The sequence below is a fragment of the Marinobacter sp. UBA5687 genome (assembly GCF_002420325.1).
In the GTDB taxonomy this organism is placed as follows: domain Bacteria; phylum Pseudomonadota; class Gammaproteobacteria; order Pseudomonadales; family Oleiphilaceae; genus Marinobacter; species Marinobacter nauticus.
The window spans coordinates 1-19451 of record NZ_DIHV01000150.1 but is presented as its reverse complement, the minus strand read 5'-3'; the positions used below and the strand labels follow the sequence as shown (position 1 = coordinate 19451).

The 19451-nt window shown below is 55.6% G+C and carries 13 protein-coding genes; 11 read left to right on the top strand and 2 right to left on the bottom strand.

Going from position 1 to position 19451, the window contains the following annotated elements:
- The 5 genes from B3Y70_RS16280 to B3Y70_RS16260 all read left to right on the top strand — a co-directional run.
- The coding region (locus B3Y70_RS16280) for an SPOR domain-containing protein (RefSeq protein WP_288590115.1) at positions 1 to 317 on the top strand (317 nt) is incomplete at its 5' end.
- 171 nt (positions 318 to 488) lie between these two features.
- Positions 489 to 4937, top strand: coding sequence for a glutamate synthase large subunit (gltB, locus tag B3Y70_RS16275; RefSeq protein ID WP_199452595.1), 4449 nt, complete (start codon positions 489 to 491; stop codon positions 4935 to 4937).
- 76 nt (positions 4938 to 5013) lie between these two features.
- Entirely contained in the window at positions 5014 to 6432 is a 1419-nt protein-coding gene (locus B3Y70_RS16270; RefSeq protein WP_011784353.1) for an FAD-dependent oxidoreductase, read from the top strand.
- Between the two features lie 129 nt (positions 6433 to 6561).
- Positions 6562 to 7632, top strand: coding sequence for a uroporphyrinogen decarboxylase (gene hemE, locus B3Y70_RS16265; RefSeq protein WP_288590114.1), 1071 nt, complete (start codon positions 6562 to 6564; stop codon positions 7630 to 7632).
- A 308-nt stretch (positions 7633 to 7940) separates the two neighbouring features.
- Complete coding sequence (locus tag B3Y70_RS16260) at positions 7941 to 8309, top strand: PilZ domain-containing protein (protein WP_288590111.1); 369 nt, start codon at positions 7941 to 7943, stop codon at positions 8307 to 8309.
- Between the two features lie 293 nt (positions 8310 to 8602).
- Here the strand turns inward: B3Y70_RS16260 and radA are convergent, their stop codons facing one another.
- Together radA and ettA are read right to left on the bottom strand one after the other, a co-directional pair.
- The gene (radA, locus tag B3Y70_RS16255) at positions 8603 to 9979 is read right to left on the bottom strand and encodes a DNA repair protein RadA (RefSeq protein ID WP_011784357.1); all 1377 of its coding nucleotides are present in this window, start codon (positions 9977 to 9979) and stop codon (positions 8603 to 8605) included.
- Positions 9980 to 10049: 70 nt separating this feature from the next.
- Positions 10050 to 11738: an energy-dependent translational throttle protein EttA gene (gene ettA, locus B3Y70_RS16250; RefSeq protein ID WP_286894593.1), complete on the bottom strand. Its 1689-nt coding sequence runs from the start codon at positions 11736 to 11738 to the stop codon at positions 10050 to 10052.
- Between the two features lie 147 nt (positions 11739 to 11885).
- Between ettA and B3Y70_RS16245 the strand changes: the two genes are divergently transcribed.
- From B3Y70_RS16245 to B3Y70_RS16220, 6 genes are all read left to right on the top strand, one after another.
- Complete coding sequence (locus B3Y70_RS16245; protein ID WP_053114389.1) at positions 11886 to 13157, top strand: site-specific integrase; 1272 nt, start codon at positions 11886 to 11888, stop codon at positions 13155 to 13157.
- Positions 13154 to 14743, top strand: coding sequence for a tyrosine-type recombinase/integrase (locus tag B3Y70_RS16240; protein ID WP_053114391.1), 1590 nt, complete (start codon positions 13154 to 13156; stop codon positions 14741 to 14743). The genes B3Y70_RS16245 and B3Y70_RS16240 overlap by 4 nt, the downstream gene beginning before the upstream one ends.
- On the top strand, positions 14740 to 16941 hold the full coding sequence (locus B3Y70_RS16235) for a hypothetical protein (protein WP_053114393.1): 2202 nt from the start codon (positions 14740 to 14742) through the stop codon (positions 16939 to 16941). The genes B3Y70_RS16240 and B3Y70_RS16235 overlap by 4 nt, the downstream gene beginning before the upstream one ends.
- A gap of 2 nt (positions 16942 to 16943) precedes the next feature.
- Positions 16944 to 17342, top strand: coding sequence for a hypothetical protein (locus B3Y70_RS16230; RefSeq protein ID WP_053114395.1), 399 nt, complete (start codon positions 16944 to 16946; stop codon positions 17340 to 17342).
- Between the two features lie 304 nt (positions 17343 to 17646).
- Positions 17647 to 18210 (top strand): recombinase family protein, encoded by a 564-nt coding sequence (locus B3Y70_RS16225; protein WP_273096316.1) that lies wholly within the window; start codon positions 17647 to 17649, stop codon positions 18208 to 18210.
- A 42-nt stretch (positions 18211 to 18252) separates the two neighbouring features.
- Positions 18253 to 19451: type I restriction-modification system subunit M (locus B3Y70_RS16220; RefSeq protein WP_288590107.1), on the top strand; the 1199-nt coding region annotated here is incomplete at its 3' end.

Here is a 19451-nt window from a genome sequence, read left to right as displayed (position 1 = left end):
CAGAGCCAGAGCCAGAGCCAGAGTTTGTGCCAGCTAACCCCGTTAAATTTGTGGCACTTGAGCAGTTACGCCAGCGTAAAGGTTGGACGCTGCAGCTTGTTGCAGGCAATCAGGAACAAACGGTGTTGAATGTACTGCGTCGAGCGCTCGAGGATGCGAATTTGAGCTACACCAAGGGTGAGCGCCTGGGCTTACCTTGGTTTATGCTGGTTTATGGTCAATACTCTAGCCGAGAAGAGGCAGGTGCGGCGGCGGCTAGTCTGCCCGACGCGCTGAGGATCTCGAATCCTTGGATTCGACCCTACGAGGATTACTGATGTCTGCACCATTCCGGTGCGTTTTAGGTCCCAAACTACGAAAAAAATTGTATACGTAGTTTCACGTGTGTAAAATCCCTTCCCCCTTTTTTTCGGTGTCAGCGTATTTTTTGCACTTTTTTGGTGCAGGAGTGTCGCTGGCGGGAAGCATTTACACGCGAGAGAACGCTTATGACAACAGGCTTGTATCATCCTGATGAGTTCAGGGACAACTGCGGTTTTGGCCTGATTGCCCACATGAAGGGCGAAGCGAGCCATAAGCTGTTGCAGACAGCCATTGAATCTCTGACCTGCATGACCCACCGGGGCGGCATTGCTGCCGATGGCAAGACCGGTGATGGTTGTGGCCTGCTTATTCAGAGCCCCAAGGCCTTCCTCTATAAAGCTGCCCAGGCAGCCTTCGGCAAAAAACCTGGCGACTTGTTTGCAGTTGGCCAGGTTTTTTTGGCTAAGGACGACGCAAAAGCTTCTGCAGGTCGAGCAGCTATAGAAAAAAGGCTCACAGATCAGGGGCTTGAGGTTATGGGCTGGCGGGAAGTGCCGGTTGATGACAGCTGCCTGGGGCCGATGGCTTTGGACTGTCTGCCGCGCATTGAACAGGTGTTTGTAGAGCCTGGCGGTAAGGCCGAGAAAGAATTCGCGATCAGCCTGTTTGTGGGGCGCCGTCATGCCGAGCGGGATATGGCGGAAGACCCGGAATTCTATATCTGCAGTCTTTCCCACAAGACATTGGCCTACAAAGGCCTGATGATGCCCGCAGATCTGGCCAACTTCTACAAGGATCTTGGTGATCCGGATCTGCAAACGGCCATCTGTGTTTTCCACCAGCGCTTCTCGACCAACACCATGCCGCGTTGGCCACTGGCGCAGCCGTTCCGGTTCCTGGCCCATAATGGTGAGATAAACACCATCGACGGTAACCGTAACTGGGCAATTGCCCGCGCAGCCAAGTTCAGCTCACCGGATTTGCCGGATCTGCAGACCCTGCAGCCGCTGGTTAACCTGACTGGCTCCGACTCCTCAAGCATGGACAACATGCTGGAAGTGCTGCTGGCAGGTGGTGTAGACCTGTTCCGGGCGGTGCGCATGATGATTCCGCCTGCCTGGCAGAATGTTGATACCATGGATTCTGAGCTGCGGGCCTTTTACGAGTACAACTCCATGCATATGGAGCCTTGGGATGGCCCTGCGGGCCTGGTAATGTCAGATGGCCGTTATGCGCTGTGTATGCTGGACCGTAATGGTCTGCGTCCCGCACGCTGGGTGATTACCAAGGACGATTTCATCACCCTGGCCTCGGAAGTGGGTACCTACAGCTACTCACCGGACGATGTGGTGGCCAAGGGGCGTGTTGGTCCTGGCCAGATGCTGGCCATCGATACCGAATCCGGCGAGGTCCTGCATACCGGGGATATCGACCAGCGGCTCAAAAAAGCCCAGCCCTACAAGCGCTGGCTCAAGGACAATGCACTGCGAGTCGAGACCACGCTGAATCAGGCGACCCCGGAATTCAAGCTGATGGAATCCGAAGAGCTTCTGGTTCATCAGAAGATGTTCAATATCTCGTTTGAAGAGCGGGACCAGGTGCTGCGCCCACTGGCTGAGAGTGCCCAGGAGGCGGTCGGTTCCATGGGGGACGATACCCCGATGGCGGTTCTGTCCAGCAAGGTGCGCCATGTGGCGGATTACTTCCGGCAGAAATTCGCGCAGGTCACCAACCCGCCCATTGATCCTCTCCGTGAGACCATCGTCATGTCTCTGGAGACCTGTCTGGGCGCGGAACAGAACGTTTTCGAGGAGTCTCCGGAGCACGCTAACCGGATTATCCTGACCACGCCGGTGCTGTCGCCGGCCAAGTTCCTGAAGATCAGCAATAACGATCGCCCGGGATTTGAGGTGGCAAAAATCGCCCTGAGCTATCGCCCGGAAGAGGGCCTGGAGCAGGCGGTTCGTCGGGTATGCGACGAAGCCGAAAAAGTTGTGCGTGATGGCAAGGTGTTGCTGATTCTAAGCGATAAGGACCTGGCTCAGGGCGATCTCCCCATCAATGCCCTGATGGCCACCGGAGCTGTGCACCATCACCTGGTGGCGAGAGGTCTGCGCTGTGATTCCAACATCATCGTTGAGACCGGCTGGGCTCGGGACCCGCATCACTTTGCGGTACTGTTCGGATTTGGTGCTACGGCGGTCTACCCGTACCTGGCGTACCAGATCCTGAACGATCTGATTCGCACCGGCGAAATGCTGATGGATCCGATCGAAGCCAAGAACAATTACCGTAAGGGCATCAACAAGGGCTTGCTGAAGATCCTGTCGAAGATGGGTATCTCCACCATTACCTCCTATCGCGGTGCCCAACTGTTTGAAGCCATTGGTCTTGCCGACAATGTGGTAGACCTGTGTTTCAAAGGCGTCCCGAGCCGGATTCAGGGCGCCGACTTCTTCGATTTCCAGCAGGATCAGGAGCAGTTGGCCGCGGTTGCCTGGAAGCCCCGTAAGCCTATTTCCCAGGGCGGCCTGCTCAAGTACGTGCATGGTCAGGAATACCACGCCTTCAACCCGGATGTGGTGGGCAAACTGCAGGATGCCGTGATCAGTGGCGACTATGGCACCTACAAGGAATACGCCGGTCTGGTCAATGAGCGCCCGGTTGCCACCCTGCGCGACCTGTTGGTGTTCCGTGAGGGCATCCAGTCAATTGACCTGAGCGACGTGGAGCCAGTGGAAAACATTTTCCCGCGTTTTGACTCTGCGGCGATGTCTCTCGGTGCCCTGTCGCCGGAGGCGCACGAGGCTCTGGCCGTGGCCATGAACACGCTGGGTGGTCGTTCCAACTCCGGTGAGGGCGGCGAAGACCCGGCTCGTCACGGCACTAACAAGCGTTCCAAGATCAAACAGGTGGCTTCCGGTCGTTTCGGTGTGACCGCTGAGTACCTGCGTAGCGCCGATGTTATGCAGATCAAGGTGGCTCAGGGTGCCAAGCCGGGTGAAGGCGGCCAGTTGCCGGGCGGTAAGGTGAATGACCTGATCGCGCGCCTGCGTTACTCGGTGCCGGGTGTCACCCTGATTTCGCCACCGCCGCACCACGACATCTACTCCATTGAAGATCTGGCGCAGCTGATCTTCGACCTGAAACAGGTGAACCCGGAGGCGCTGGTGTCGGTCAAGCTGGTATCAGAGCCCGGGGTGGGCACGATTGCCGCGGGCGTTGCCAAGGCTTATGCCGACCTGATTACGGTTTCCGGTTATGACGGCGGTACCGCAGCCAGTCCGCTGACCTCAATCCGCTACGCAGGCTCCCCCTGGGAGCTGGGCCTGACGGAAACCCAGCAGGCGCTGCGCGCCAATGATCTGCGAGGCAAGATTCGCCTGCAGACCGACGGCGGCATCAAGACTGGTCTGGACGTGGTGAAAGCCGCGATTCTGGGCGCGGAGAGCTTTGGCTTCGGTACCACTCCGATGGTGGCGTTGGGTTGTAAATACCTGCGGATCTGCCACCTGAATAACTGTGCGACGGGGGTCGCGACACAGAACGACTATCTGCGCGAAGAGCACTTCAAGGGCACCGTGGAAATGGCCATGAACTTCTTCCGCTTTGTGGCGGAGGAAACTCGCGAATGGCTGGCGAAGCTGGGTGTGCGTTCTCTGGAAGAGTTGGTCGGCCGTGTTGACCTGCTGGAGCGTCTGCCGGGTAATACCGAGCGCCAGAAGAAGCTGGATCTGACCCGTCTGCTGCAGAATGACCACATTCCGGCTGACAAGCCGCACACCTGTCAGATTGAACGCAACAAGCCCTTCGATGAAGGTAAGCTGGCGGAGCAGATGGTGCAGGACACCGCTGCTGCCATCGCCGAGAAGTCCGGCGGTGCCTGGAGTTACCGGGTGACCAACTGTGACCGTTCCATTGGTGCACGCCTGTCTGGCGAGATTGCCGCCCGTTACGGCAATCAGGGCATGACCGATGCGCCCATCACCCTGGACCTGACCGGCACCGCTGGCCAGAGTTTCGGTGTCTGGAACGTCGGTGGTCTGAACCTGATTCTGGAGGGTGATGCTAACGATTACGTGGGTAAAGGCATGACCGGCGGTAAGCTGGTAGTCAAGCCGCCCCGTGGTAGTGATTTCGAGACCCAGGAAACCTCCATTGTCGGGAACACCTGTCTGTATGGCGCAACTGGTGGCAAGCTGTTTGCGGCCGGCACCGCCGGTGAGCGCTTTGCGGTTCGTAACTCCGGCGCCCATGCCGTGGTTGAAGGTGCTGGCGATCACTGCTGCGAATACATGACGGGTGGTCTGGTCACCGTGCTGGGGTCCACCGGCTACAACTTTGGTGCCGGCATGACCGGCGGGTTCGCCTATGTGCTGGACCTGGACAACACCTTTGTGGACAAGTACAACCATGAACTGGTTGAGATCCAGCGTATTTCCCGTGAAGACATGGAAGCCTACCGGAACCACCTGCGTGGCGTGATCCGGGAGCACATCTCCGAAACCGGAAGTGCCTGGGCAGAGCACCTACTTGAAGATTTCGACGATTACATCGGCCGTTTCTGGCTGGTCAAGCCCAAGGCCGCGAACCTTCGCAGCCTGCTGGCAAGCACCCGCGCCCGTCCGGAATAACGGGCAGGTCCAACAAGGTTGATGGGTCGCACTCCGGTGCGGCCCCCGTCGAAATCGAGCTGATGAGAGTGGCAACATGAAAGAACGTCTCAACAATGACTTTCAGTTTGTGGAAGTTGGGCGGGTAGACCCGAAGAAGGTGCCTGCCAAGAAGCGCAAAAAGGAATTCGGGGAAATCTATCACCCGTTCAGCGAAACCCATGCGGCCTCCCAGTCCCATCGCTGCCTGGCGTGTGGTAACCCGTACTGTGAATGGAAGTGCCCGGTACACAACTATATTCCGAACTGGCTGAAGCTGGTGTCGGAGGGCAACATCATGAAGGCGGTGGAACTGTGCCACCAGACCAACTCCCTGCCGGAAGTCTGTGGTCGTGTGTGCCCGCAGGACCGCCTGTGTGAAGGTGCCTGCACCCTGAATGACGGCTACGGCGCGGTTACCATCGGTTCTGTTGAGAAGTACATTACCGACACCGCATTTGCGCTGGGCTGGAAACCGGATATGTCCAATGTCACCTGGACTGACAAGAAGGTGGCTGTGATTGGCGCTGGCCCCGCAGGGCTTGGTTGTGCTGATGTTCTGGTGCGCAACGGCGTCAAGCCTGTGGTGTTTGATCGTTACCCGGAGATCGGTGGCCTGCTGACCTTCGGTATTCCTGAGTTCAAGCTGGAAAAATCCGTCATGTCCCGCCGCCGCAAGGTGTTCGAGGAAATGGGCGTGGAGTTCCGTCTGAGTACCGAGGTGGGTAAAGACGTTCAGTTGAACAAGATCCTGGAAGAGTTCGATGCCGTCTTTATGGGCATGGGTACCTACACCTACATGAAAGGTGGGTTCCCCGGTGAGGAGCTGCCGGGTGTCTATGACGCCCTGCCGTTCCTGATTTCGAATGTTAACCGTCGCCTGGGTTTCGAGAAAAAGGAATCTGACTTCATCGATATGAAAGGCAAGCGTGTTGTGGTGCTGGGTGGTGGTGACACCGCTATGGACTGTAACCGGACTTCCATTCGCCAGCAGGCCGAGAGCGTGACCTGTGCCTATCGCCGCGATGAGGCCAACATGCCAGGCTCCCGTCGGGAAGTGGCCAACGCGAAAGAGGAGGGCGTCAAGTTCCTGTTCAACCGTCAGCCCATCGCCATCATCGGTGAAGACCGCGTTGAGGGTGTAAAGGTAGTCACCACGGAGCTGGGCGAGCCGGACGAAAACGGCCGTCGTCGTCCGGAAGTGGTTCCGGGCAGTGAGGAAGTGATTCCGGCTGATGCCGTGCTGGTAGCGTTCGGCTTCCGCCCGAGCCCGGCACCCTGGTTTGAAGAGCTGGGCGTGAACACGGACGACTCCGGTCGGGTTACTGCGGCAGAAGAGGCCGAGTTCCCGTTCCAGACCAGCAATGCCAAGATTTTCGCTGGTGGCGACATGGTGCGTGGCTCGGATCTGGTGGTTACCGCAATCTGGGAAGGCCGTCAGGCGGCCGAAGGCATCCTGGACTACCTGGACGTTTAACGCTGGATTGACCAGAGTCAGAAAGGGCGGCTTGCTAAGGGTAAGCCGCCCTTTTTTATTCGTACAAACGGGGTATCATTGCTCCCCATTGTCTCTGACCAATTTTTACCGACGAGAACGGGAAATTCTATGACCGAGCTGAAGAACGATCGCTTCCTGCGTGCCCTGATGCGCCAGCCTGTAGACCGCACCCCGGTGTGGATGATGCGCCAGGCAGGCCGCTACCTGCCGGAATACCGCGCAACCCGGGCCAAGGCCGGCGACTTCCTCAGTCTGTGCAAAAACACCCCGCTGGCCTGTGAGGTTACCCTGCAGCCGCTGGAGCGTTACCCCCTGGATGCCGCCATCCTGTTTTCGGACATTCTGACCATTCCCGATGCTCTTGGGCTGGGTCTCTATTTCGAAACCGGCGAAGGCCCGAAATTCGGTAAGGTCATCCGTTCGGAAGCAGATGTGGATGCACTGCCCAGGATGAATGCCGAGTCTGACCTGGACTACGTGATGAATGCGGTGTCTACCATTCGCCGGGAGCTGAATGGCCGCGTGCCGCTGATTGGTTTCTCTGGCAGTCCCTGGACTCTGGCTACCTACATGATTGAAGGTGGATCTTCCAAGACCTTCTCGGAGGCCAAGAAGTTGATGTACGGTCAGCCGGAGGTGATGCATCGTCTGTTGGACCATCTGGCGGATTCGGTCATTGACTACCTCAATGGCCAGATCAAGGCCGGCGCCCAGGCTGTGCAGATTTTTGATACCTGGGGTGGTGTGTTGAGTAGCTGGGCCTATGAAGAGTTTTCCCTGCGCTACATGACGAAGATTGTTGATGGTCTGATTCGCGAGCGCGAAGGTCGCCGTGTGCCGGTGATTGTTTTCACCAAGAACGGTGGTCAGTGGCTGGAGTCTATCGCTGATTGTGGCGCCGATGCTGTGGGGCTGGACTGGACGACGGACATCGGTAACGCCCGTGCCCGCGTGGGCGACAAGGTGGCCCTGCAGGGCAACATGGACCCGGCCATGCTGTATGCGCCGAAGGCGCGCATTCGCCAGGAGGTGGCGGATATCCTGAAGCGCTATGGTTCTGGCTCGGGGCATGTGTTCAACCTTGGGCATGGGATTACGCCGGATGTGGATCCGGAGCATGCCGGGGCTTTTATTGAGGCGGTTGTTGAGCTTAGTGGGCAGTATCACCAGCGAAGCTAAACTAGGAGATTGCCGTCATTTGTAGCCTGCGAGCTTGGTGCTTGCGGGCTGGTGGAACGGCCTCCGAAAAACCGCTACGAGCACTTCCCTGTGCGCTTCTCTCCGGCCATCCATGGCCTCCGACATTTTTCGGAGGCCGTTCCACCAGCCCGCTAATCAACCCTCTGGAAGTATCCTCTCTAGAATGGATGCAGCGTTTTCGGACGGTGGCTTCTCTCGCTGTGGTTGCTGGAGGTTCTTTGCTGTACTCCCTTTTGTGCCCGGTCTATAGTCATAGAAAGCAATGACTTTTGATCCGGAGCATTCCCTTGTCTGCTAAAACCTCAGAAAAACGCGGGTTTCACCGAATCAGTTTCGATGCCCCCTGTGAGCTGCATTGTCAGGACCAGGTGTGGTCAACGGAGGTGTTGGATATTTCCCTGAAGGGTGTGTTGGTTCAGCGGCCAGAAGGCTGGAAGGTTCCGTTGAATAAGCCCTGTGAGGTGGTGATTCACCTGAATGAACATGAAGCTGCGATTGTGATGGCGGTGGAGCTGAAGCATGTGGAGGATCATCGGCTGGGATTTCGCTGCCAGTACATTGATCTGGACAGTGCATCGCATTTGAAGCGGTTGGTAGAGCTGAATCTGGGGGATCAGGCGCTTTTGGAGAGAGAGTTTGCGCATCTCATTGATTGATAGTTTTGCGGGGATTTGATGTGGATAGGTCCAATGTTTGGTTATTGCGGGCTATTTCACTCAGGTTGCTAGGCTGGTGTTGGAGAACGCTTCAAAAAATTTCGGAGGCCATGGATGGCCGGAGAGAAGCGCACATGGGTGAGGCAAGCGTTTATGAAGCGAAGCTTCATGTGCAGCCGAACGACAGCAATCTATGATTGCTGGCCGGACCCGCTTGCGGGGGCTCGTAGCGGTTTTTTGAAGCGTTCTCCAACAGCAGCCCGACGCTAAAGCCAGAAGGCTAGGGCCAAAACTCAAAGCTCCTCAAGAGCCGAAAGAGCATCCGAAAGCTTGGTCACCGGAATCACTTTCATGCCATCGACAGGCTTACGCGGAACGTTGGCCTTGGGCACCAAAGCCCGGGTAAAACCGTGCTTGGCCGCCTCGTAGATACGCTCCTGGCCGCTTGGTACCGGCCGGATCTCGCCAGACAAGCCAACTTCGCCAAAAATCACCAGATCCTGCGGCAGCGCCCGATTCCGGAATGACGAAACCACAGCTGACAGCAAAGCAAGATCCGCACTGGTTTCGTTGACCTTTACACCGGCCACCACATTCACAAACACATCCTGATCAGCCACATGCATGCCGCCATGGCGGTGCAGCACGGCCAGAAGCATCGCTAAGCGGTTCTGGTCAGTCCCTACCGCTACCCGTCTCGGGTAGCTCCCCTGAGCCATGTCCACGAGGGCCTGAATCTCCACCAGCATCGGCCGAGTGCCTTCCCAGACGACCATCACTACGCTGCCCGGCGCCGCTTCCTCGCCTCGATTCAGGAAGATGGCGCTGGGGTTTTTTACTTCCTTCAGACCTTGTTCCAGCATGGCGAACACGCCCAACTCATTAACCGCGCCGAAGCGGTTCTTGATGCCGCGCAGGGTTCGGTAGCGGCTGTCGCTGGAGCCCTCCAGCAGGATCGAGCAGTCAATCATGTGTTCGAGCACCTTCGGCCCCGCCAGGCTGCCATCTTTGGTGACGTGCCCCACCAGCAAGAGGATGGTGCCGGTTTGCTTGGCAAAGCGGGTCAGAAAGGCGGCGCTTTCCCGAACCTGGGATACCGAGCCAGGGGCGGATTCAATGTCCGCGACATGCATTACCTGGATACTGTCGATTACCAGAATGCGGGGTTTTTCCGCTTCCGCCACCTGCATCAGGCGTTCTACGGAGGTTTCCGAGAGCATTTTCAGGTCTTTGGTGGGCAAGCCCAGGCGCTTGGCGCGCATGGCCACCTGTTGCAGGGATTCTTCACCGGTCACGTACAGCGCTGAGTGTTTCTCGGCCAGTTGGCAAACCGCCTGCAGCAGTAGCGTGCTTTTGCCCGCGCCGGGGTGACCGCCCATGAGTACCGCCGAGCCTTCCACCAGGCCACCACCCAGCACACGGTCAAACTCCTGCATGCCGGTGCTGATGCGTGCCTGTTCTGCCAGGCTGACCTCGTCCAGGCTTTTTACCTCCGACAGGCTGCCGGCATAACCCTCAAAGCGGGCGCTGCGAGCACCTTTGCCGGGGCCTGAGACGCCGCGTACTTCGCTGATGGTGTTCCAGGCCTGGCAGGCGGTACATTGGCCCTGCCACTTGGAATAGTCGGCACCACACTCGGTGCATACAAAGGCAGTTTTGGCTTTGGCCATGGGCATGATTCCGTGTTGGGCAAATCGGGGAGGGCAAGCGGGCCGGCGCGAAGGCCGGCCCGGTCATCGGTTACGCCAGTTTCTTGTACTTCATACGCTTGGGCTGCATGGCAGAGTCGCCTTTGCGCTTCTTGAAGTCGGCGTCGTAATCGGTGAAGTTGCCTTCGAAGTAGACTACTTCGCCGTCGTCTTCGAACGCCAGGATGTGGGTCGCTACCCGGTCCAGGAACCATCGGTCGTGCGAGATCACCAGGGCGGATCCCGGGAAGTTCAGCAGGGCTTCTTCCAGAGCGCGCAGGGTTTCCACGTCAAGGTCGTTGGTGGGTTCGTCCAGCAACAGAACGTTGCCGCCCTGTTTGAGTAGCTTGGCCAGGTGCAAGCGGTTGCGCTCACCACCGGACAGGTCGCCCACCCGTTTCTGCTGGTCAGTGCCCTTGAAGTTGAAGCGGCCCACGTAGGCCCGGGACGGGGTCTCGTAGTTACCGACCTTGATGATGTCCTGGCCGTCGGAAAGCTCTTCCCACACAGTCTTGCTGCCGTCGAGATCGCGCATCTGGTCCACGTAGGCCAGTTCCACGGTTTCACCCACGGTGATGGTACCGGAATCCGGTTTGTCCATACCTGCGATCATCTTGAACAGCGTGGATTTACCCGCGCCGTTACCGCCGATGATGCCAACAATCGCGCCCGGTGGAACGTGGAACGAGACGTTCTCGTACAGCAGGCGGTCGCCGAAGGCCTTGCTGATGCCGTCCACCTCGATCACCTTGTCGCCAAGGCGAGGTCCGGGCGGGATATACAGCTCGTTGGTCTCGTTGCGCTTCTGGAATTCCTGGGAGCTCATCTCCTCGAAGCGGGCCAGACGGGCCTTGCTCTTGGACTGGCGGCCCTTGGCGTTGGTGCGTACCCACTCCAGCTCGTGTTTGATGGCTTTCTGGTGAGCGGCTTCCTGCTTGGCTTCCATCTCCAGGCGCTTCTCTTTGTTCTCCAGCCACTGACTGTAGTTGCCCTCGAATGGAATGCCGTGGCCACGGTCCAGTTCCAGGATCCAGCCGGCGACGTTGTCCAGGAAGTAGCGGTCGTGAGTGATGGCCACAACGGTGCCGTCGTAATCGTGCAGGAAGCGCTCCAGCCAGGCCACAGATTCGGCATCCAGGTGGTTGGTGGGCTCGTCCAGCAGCAGCATGTCCGGGCCGGACAGCAGCAGGCGGCACAGGGCCACACGGCGGCGCTCACCACCAGACAGCACTTTTACCTTCTGGTCCCAGGCCGGCAGGCGCAGGGCGTCGGCGGCCACTTCCATTTTGCGCTCGATGTCGTGGCCGTCGGTGGCCTGGATGATGGCTTCCAGTTCGCCCTGTTTCTTGGCCAGTTCGTCGAAGTCCGCATCCGGCTCGGCGTAGGCGGCGTAAACCTTGTCCAGCTCGGCCAGAGCGTTGTGTACGTGTGCGACGGACTCGTCAACGATTTCCTTTACGGTCTTCTCCTCGTCCAGCTCCGGCTCCTGCGGCAGGTAGCCCACATTGATGCCGGGCTGTGGCCGGGCCTCACCGATGTAATCCTGGTCGACACCCGCCATAATACGCAGCAGGGTGGATTTACCGGCGCCGTTCAAACCAAGTACGCCGATTTTGGCGCCCGGGAAGAAGCTCAGAGAGATGTCTTTCAGAATTTCCCGCTTGGGCGGTACCACCTTGCCCACGCGGTTCATGGTGTATACGTAAGAGCCTGTTTTCCCGATTTTGTCACTTTTCGACATAATCTGTTTCGCCTTTAAGTCAGTTATCATGAGGCTTTGAGGGAGATGATAAGCGCTCAAAGCAGAAAAACAAAAAGTTAAGTTTTTCTTGTGCAAGTCCCTGTTCGTTACTATACTTAAAAAAGTCACGTTTTAAGGAAGAACAATATGGGTCATCAAGTTATCGAGCAAGTGGTGAATGCTGCGCGAAGAAAGCTGCTTGTGCAAGACCTCATTCCCCTCTACTACCCAAATCTGTACGCAACCTTTGAACTGTCAGGCAAGGCCCTCGAAACCACGAAAAAGTATCTTGAGCACTTGGCCGTTTTTGAGGGCTTTCTCGCTTTCTCATCCATCGATTTGATTTCCCGCCTAGAACAGCGTCCCAAGTCAAACTACCTGACGGACAGCGAAATTTCTCGGTTTGTATCAGACGCAGGGTTCCACAAGGAAACCTTGGCTAAGAAGTATGCGGGTATGCGCTTGCATCCAACTGCATACAAATCGGTTGGTAAGGTCCATGCGAAGCAGCGCCTTGAAGCAGTGCGCGATTACCTAGCTTTTTTATACGAAAAGCTGGGTGATGACCTGACGCGATACGAAGCGGTTGACGATGTTAGGAAGCGATTCAACCGCAAGATTAAAGCTGCTAGTCCAGGGTGGAAAAAGACGCGAATCGGTGAGGTGAAAGGGCTGACAGATGGGGAACGAGATCAATTGTTGGAGGTCATGCATCCGGAAAGTCCCGCAAATCCATTTGCAAATGAAGCTATTAAGCTGCGTAACTTCATCATTTTGTTGCTCGGTCTCGATATGGGGTTGCGCCGTTCTGAAATGCTCTTGATTAAGACTAGCGATATTCACTGGCACAATCGTCAGCTCGCGGTGGTCAATATCGAAGATGAAAGCATGGACCCGCGTAGGGTGGCCCCGCAATTTAAAACCCACGAACGCATGCTGGTCATGACCGATGAAGTCTACGACGCGATCATTGAATATGAGTCGAAGTATCGGCGCACAAAGCCCCGTCAAGGTTCATCGCAGGCGAGAAAGCATCCTTTTTTGCTTGTTTCTCATAGAAAAAATGAAGGCGAGGCGATGAGCATTAAAGCGCTGGATGGCGTTTTTGCCCGAGTCGGAGAAGTAGTGCCTGAGCTGGCTCACATCCACCCTCACATTTTGAGGCATGACTCGGTCTACACGATGCTCGAAAGCATGCGCGAGGAGCTTGAAACGCTCACGCCAGAGGACCGCACAACTCAAGTTCAAAAGACGCTTACTTGGATGTTCGGGTGGAGTCCTGAATCGCACATGCCGGGTCTATACGGAGCGAAATTTTGGAAGGAAGAAGCAGATAAAGCGATGAAGAAGCGCTCCGGGAGGCTTAAGGCGATCCGTGAAAATGTTGAGGATAAAGTGCGAAAAGGAGCTACGAAGTGAATATTCCCGTCAGTGCACTCCAAGCGCCAACGCAGGATACCCTCGATGCGTGGTTGAGCGCGCCTCGCCTCGCTAAATGTGGAAAGTTTTTCACGCCCTCTGAACCGATGTGGTGGCCTGACAGAGCAAGTAATTGGGCTGTTAACTGGCAAGCCGCAATAGTCTGTGTCGCGTCCGAATGGCAACGCTGGTTACACGCCGCCTTGGCATACCGCATGGCAGATGTGTCACAGGCAACTATTTCAGGCGTTGCCAGTGTGCTGTCGAGGTCTGCGGAAGCAGGGTTTAATCCCCTCAATGAAGATCACCTGACCGAACTGCGGGAACGCTTTAACACCGGGGAGTTTGCTACTCTGGCCAGTTTCATGGAGTTCTGGCACACCTGTGAGTCTGTTAGACAGCGTCCTTGGCAATCCCTAATAGATGCGTACAAGGGGCTGCCGAGGAAAAAGTGTGTCCAGAAGGATGTCATCCTGAGCTTGGACCCTGAGCAAGGCCCTTTTACGCAGGCGGAGCAGGACGCCCTACACCAGTGGGCGCATGAGCAATTTTGCCACGCTAAGTTAGACCCTGAGCAATACCTCTATTTGCGCTTGCTGATGATTTACGGGCAGCGCAGCGTACAGCTGCGCATGCTGGTTTTTGATGATTTCATCAAAACCGATGAGGGCTACAAGATCAGGCTCTTTTGGGCGAAACAAAGAGACGACGATGCGGGCTGGCGAGCAAAGGCAGAGACGTTTAGCCTGGATGAAGACCTCTACAACACCGTGCAGGCCTATAAGGCGATAATCCTCGCCAGACTCTGGCAAGAATATCCAAGCGGCGCCGATTGGGATAAGGCGATCAAACACGTGCCTCTTTTTCGACGTAAGTTACAAGAGGTGGGCGTCGGATCTTTTAACCCACCAGTTTTGATTGGTCTCCCCAATCAAAAAGCACTGGAAGACGCGCCGAAACCTGAGTTTCATGTCCGAGCAAGCGGGGTAAGATTTTGGCTTTATCGCATAGAGCGTATGGCTGATTTTCCGATTTCGCACCGCACACATCAGCCGCTGAAAATCAGTCGAGGCCATCGGTTCAGACACACCCTCGGCACGGACCTATCCAATGCAGGGCTGGACGAGTGGTCGATGGCAAATGCACTGATGCACAAAGATACTCGTACAGCCCGGAAGTACCGAGCGGTCTCCGTTGAGTTGATGAATTTAATTGATGCGAAGATGAGTGATCATCTCGCGATCGTTGTTGGTGCGTTTACCGGCACTATTGTGACGGATCGTGCCTCAGCGAAGAACGGGAACCTAGTGGATCGGCAGATTGAGGATCTTGCGGTCTGTGGTGCCGATGCTGCCTGCCATCTGGACGCGCCCTTTACCTGTTACGGATGCGGTAAATTCCAACCACTTTTGGAGGCGGATCACGCTGCCGCACTTGAGCGGTTGGAGCGTCGTCGAGCGCAAGCAATTGCCATGGATAAAACCACGGGAGTGCTCTGGGATCGTGCCATTTTAGCCTGCCGCAAAGTTATTCTCGATTGTCGGGACATGCGCCAAGTAATCCAGTCAGAGGGATGTGGCGCATGACTAACTTCGTCGACTTTAAGCCGAAGATTCACCTGGATGCCGAAGCACAATTAAATGCGTTTATTCAATGGGCAAAAGCAATCCTTCCAAAGGGAATTCCGGATCGGGTTTACAGGAGTATTCGCTGGGAAGACAAGAGTTGGCATGCTCACGGTTTTGAGGGTTGTGCCTTCACGGCGATTACATCGACTAGGTCGACTCAAGTGACGATGCCGCCCCCCTTCTCGGACTTCGCCAAGGCATTGATGGTGTACCGCCGTGTCTATCAGACAAAGAAGTCGATGAAGGCTTGGTTAGATGCCGTCAAGGCCCTTGAGGCCGCACTGGTCGAATTGACCTGTACGCGGGATGTGACGAGAGTTTCAGCGGCTGTATGTAATCGAGCCTGCGAATACATGCAAACCCATTGGGTAAAAGGCAATACGGCGTACGTCACCAGCAAGGCTCTTGAGAAGATCATCACCCTGATGAAGGACAAACAGCTGCTCAAGACTAATTTTCGGTGGACTTCTTCGCTCAAAGTTAGACCCGTTGGTACGCTGAAGCAGCAAAAAGCGAATCGTGAGCAGAAACTTCCCAGTACCGAAGCGATAAAGGCTTTGGGGGAGGTGTTTAATAACGATTTGATCACTCCTATGGATATTGTCGTGACATCGGCGAGCGCTTTTTTGCTCAGTGTGCCCAGTCGCATTGGCGAGTTGGCCGATGTTGAGCGCGATTGCGTGGTGTTCAAAGAGGATGATAAAGGCCATCGGCGCATGTTCTTGCGTTGGTACGCCGAAAAGATAAACAAGCCAATGCTGAAACCTGTCGTTAAACCTGAGATGGAGTCGGTCTTAGAGCGTGCCATTACGTTGTTGAAACCGGTTACCGATGACGGGCGGGCCTACGCCGCATGGCTGGAAGATCATCCCGATGAATTTCCACCCCATGAAGGAGTGCCAAAAAAGGGCGCCGATGACCTGCTCACCTATGCAGAAGCATGTGCAGCTTTTGCATTGTCCACCAAAAACGCCAGCCCGCGAGGGGTTTTCAAACAACACATTTTGAGGGGCGTCGAGAAGCGACGGGCGATCAGCCCAGCCGCTAAAGCGATATTGGACGAGATACGCGAGGGTTGGGACACAGGTAAGAGAAAATCAATCTACATGAAGGGCAAGATTGGAGTTCAGGGTTATAAGTTTAACGACAGGGGCGAAATTACGCTGCGCAAACTTAATGTCCTGATGCGTGAAAAATACTTGCCTAAACACTTCCCGTACACAACACCCTATACCGAGGGCAAAGAGCGGGTGAAGTACCGTGATGCGCTGTTCACTGTGCGCACAGGCATTCTGGCAGATGAAACGGCGGGCAACCCCGCTAGGGTAAAAGGTCTCGGCGTAGAGATCGCCGCCAACGCAGACCGTATGAGGGTCCAGTTGGGAGGCGGCCCCGTGCTCAGCATCTTTGAGCGCCATGGCTACCACGGTGTGAAGGTGAGGACGCACGCCTTCCGTCACCAGTTGAACACGGAGATGCACAGAGCAGGCCTGTCACAGTTGCTGATCGACGCATTTTCAGGGCGCACGACTATGGGGTCTGTATACAACCATGAGACCGTCGAGGAGCGCACCCAGACTGTTGCGGCCTATCACCCCAAAACGAAGCATAGCAATGCCGCTCAGCGGTTGGAGAAGGTCAAAACAAATCAACCTTTGAGCCTCAGTGATGTGAGAGATCTGCATGAGGATGATCAGGACCGGGTCATCCATCAGACCCACGTTGGAATCTGTGTACACAACTTTGCCGCCGAACCCTGTCCGAAAATGGGGGCGTGCTTGACCTGCGGAAAGCTCGGTTGTGTAAAAGGTGATGATGTGAAACTTGCCAATCTCAAAGAAGAGGGTGAGGACCTTAAACGCCGCTACAACAAGGCGCTTGATGCGCAGTCTCGCGACATTTTTGGGGCCTCAGAATGGGCTAAAAAAGTGGGTATGGATCTCTATAAGTGTGACGCGCTGATCCAAACCCTGGAGAACCCTGATCTCGAAAACGGCGACATCGTGTGGAATGTCGATAACGGTTGGACACTGACAAACAATGCCGCATCAATGGCAGGGTTGATCGATGCCAAAGTCATTGAGGCAGAAACTGAACAACAGGCGTTGCCATCGTTGGATGAGTTGTCGGCAATGCTAGATGAGATCAAGGTATAGCGATGGGGCACTTAACGGAGAGGGATGTAAAGCGCATCATCAAATTAATTGAGGAATGGCAGGAGCCAAAGTTAACGTGGCCGTTACTCGTAGACGCGTGCAAAGAAAAACTGGGTATCAGTCGCGCTCGGCAGTCCCTAATGAAACTGCCCGCCGTCGATATGGCGATGAAGAACCGCAAAGCCGCATTGAAGGCCCCGATGGAAAAACCGGGATGGATAAGTGACATTCACAAGGCGAATAAGCGCATCGAAGAGCTGACCGAAACCAATCAAAAGCTCAAGGCTATCAATCAGAAGCTCGTTGAACGCTTCCTCATTTGGCAGGCAAACGCTGATATGCATGGGTTGACCCAGTCGATGCTTGATCAACCAGTTTCGCAGCTTCGGAAAAGAACCTGATCGAGTGCACAAAATAGCATTCATAGGGAGTTCAAAGGCAGAATTGTTGTGCAATATTTGGGCACGTGCAGTGGTCCCATGTCCGTCTCGTTAAGCAGGCGTAAAAGCTCAATGGTGCGTTGTGCTTATCCTCTGAAACTCGATGAGTCCGTTTTCATTTAACCCTCAAAGCGAAACAATTATTCACTACAGAAAACGGTCGTTTGTTGGACGCCTAGAGCTCTCCCTTGAAAACCTGCAATTTTCCGTTGTTTTCTGTCCATAAATCACGTACAAAAAACTATGATTAGAAAAGGTGCGTTTAATGATCATAGGCTATGCGCGTGTCAGTACTCAGGATCAGAACTCTGAGTTTCAGGTGGACGCTTTGGAAAAAGCTGGGTGCGAGCAGATCTTCCAGGAAAAGGTTACCGGCAAACTTCGCGAGCGACCCGAGCTGTCGCAGTGCCTTCGTACCCTCCGGAAAGGGGACGTTCTCGTCGTCTGGAAGCTGGATCGGCTGGCACGCTCACTGAAAGACCTGGTTGAGATCGTCCAGGATCTGAATGATCGAGAAGTTGGCTTCAAATCACTTACCGAGGCAATCGACACAACCAACTCAGGCGGACGCCTGGTGTTCCATATCTTCGGCGCATTGGCTGAGTTCGAGCATGATCTGATTAGAGAGCGCACAAAGGCTGGTCTTCAGGCAGCCAGGGCGAGGGGACGTAAAGGTGGGCGTAAACCATCAATGTCCGACTCAGATATCCGTAAAGCAGCGGCCATGCTCTCTGACCCTCAAATCACGAAAACAGAAGTTGCGGCTCACTTCGGTGTAACTCGAACGACGTTGAACGCATCACTAAAAAGAATTGGATTGGCTGCCTGAGATAAGCGCCGCCCGACAACATGCTGTATTGGAGCTCCACGGATGACTGACGACAAAACCAACCACTCCCAAACCGCCGCTTTTATATGGTCGGTTGCCGATCTCCTGCGCGGTGATTTCAAGCAGAGCCAATATGGGCGCGTCATTCTGCCGTTTACTCTGCTGCGTCGTCTGGAGTGTGTGCTGGAGCCAACGAAGGCTCAGGTACTCTCCGCGGCCCAGGAACACCAGACCAAACCGGATGCAGTTCGCGAGAAGCTTTTGCTCCGGGCTGCCGATCAGCAATTCTTCAATGCCTCCCCCTTGAGTCTGGCTACCCTATCTGACAGCCAGACGGCCGACGATCTGATGAGCTATGTTCAGTCGTTCAGCCAGGACGCCCGGGAGATCTTCGAACATTTCCATTTCGAGGACTTCGTTCAGCAGCTCAGCTCCAACAACTTGCTCTATCAAGTCGTTCAGCGGTTTGCCAGTATCGATCTGAGCCCGGCAACCATCAGCAACTTCGGTATGGGGATCATCTTCGAAGAATTGATCCGTAAGTTCGCCGAGAGCTCCAACGAAACTGCCGGGGAGCACTTCACCCCCCGGGACATCGTTCACTTGACCACTTCTCTTGTCCTCACCGGACAGGAGAACCGACTCTCGCCCAACAGCATTGTGACCATCTATGATCCCACGGCGGGTACCGGTGGGTTCTTGTCCGAAGGCGACGAGTACATTCAGCAGATCAGCGAGAATGTCACCGTCTCCCTGCACGGCCAGGAGCTGAACCCTGAGTCTTACGCAATCTGTAAGGCAGATATGCTGATCAAGGGGCAGGAAGTCAGCAATATCAAGCTGGGGAATACCTTGTCTGATGACCAGCTGGCTGCCAACAAGTTTGACCTGATGCTCAGTAACCCGCCATTTGGTGTGGAGTGGAAAAAGGTTCAGAAGCAGGTCACCGACGAGCACAAACACCGTGGTTTCGATGGTCGTTTCGGACCTGGTTTACCCCGCGTTTCAGATGGCTCCCTGCTGTTCCTGATGCACCTGGTCAGCAAGATGCGAGATGCGCGTGATGGCGGGGCCCGGATCGGCATCATTCTCAATGGTAGCCCGCTGTTTACGGGTGGTGCTGGCAGTGGCGAATCTGAAATCCGGCGCTATCTGCTGCAGAACGACATGGTCGAGGCCATCGTGGCCCTGCCCACGGATATGTTCTACAACACCGGCATCTCCACCTATGTGTGGGTGCT

Coding starts and splice junctions, on each gene's coding strand:
- B3Y70_RS16235 (WP_053114393.1), top strand. CDS start 14,740: ATGACTAACTTCGTCGACTTTAAGCCGAAGATTCACCTGGATGCCGAA.
- gltB (WP_199452595.1), top strand. CDS start 489: ATGACAACAGGCTTGTATCATCCTGATGAGTTCAGGGACAACTGCGGT.
- hemE (WP_288590114.1), top strand. CDS start 6,562: ATGACCGAGCTGAAGAACGATCGCTTCCTGCGTGCCCTGATGCGCCAG.
- B3Y70_RS16245 (WP_053114389.1), top strand. CDS start 11,886: ATGGGTCATCAAGTTATCGAGCAAGTGGTGAATGCTGCGCGAAGAAAG.
- ettA (WP_286894593.1), bottom strand. CDS start 11,738: ATGTCGAAAAGTGACAAAATCGGGAAAACAGGCTCTTACGTATACACC.
- B3Y70_RS16230 (WP_053114395.1), top strand. CDS start 16,944: ATGGGGCACTTAACGGAGAGGGATGTAAAGCGCATCATCAAATTAATT.
- radA (WP_011784357.1), bottom strand. CDS start 9,979: ATGGCCAAAGCCAAAACTGCCTTTGTATGCACCGAGTGTGGTGCCGAC.
- B3Y70_RS16270 (WP_011784353.1), top strand. CDS start 5,014: ATGAAAGAACGTCTCAACAATGACTTTCAGTTTGTGGAAGTTGGGCGG.
- B3Y70_RS16225 (WP_273096316.1), top strand. CDS start 17,647: ATGATCATAGGCTATGCGCGTGTCAGTACTCAGGATCAGAACTCTGAG.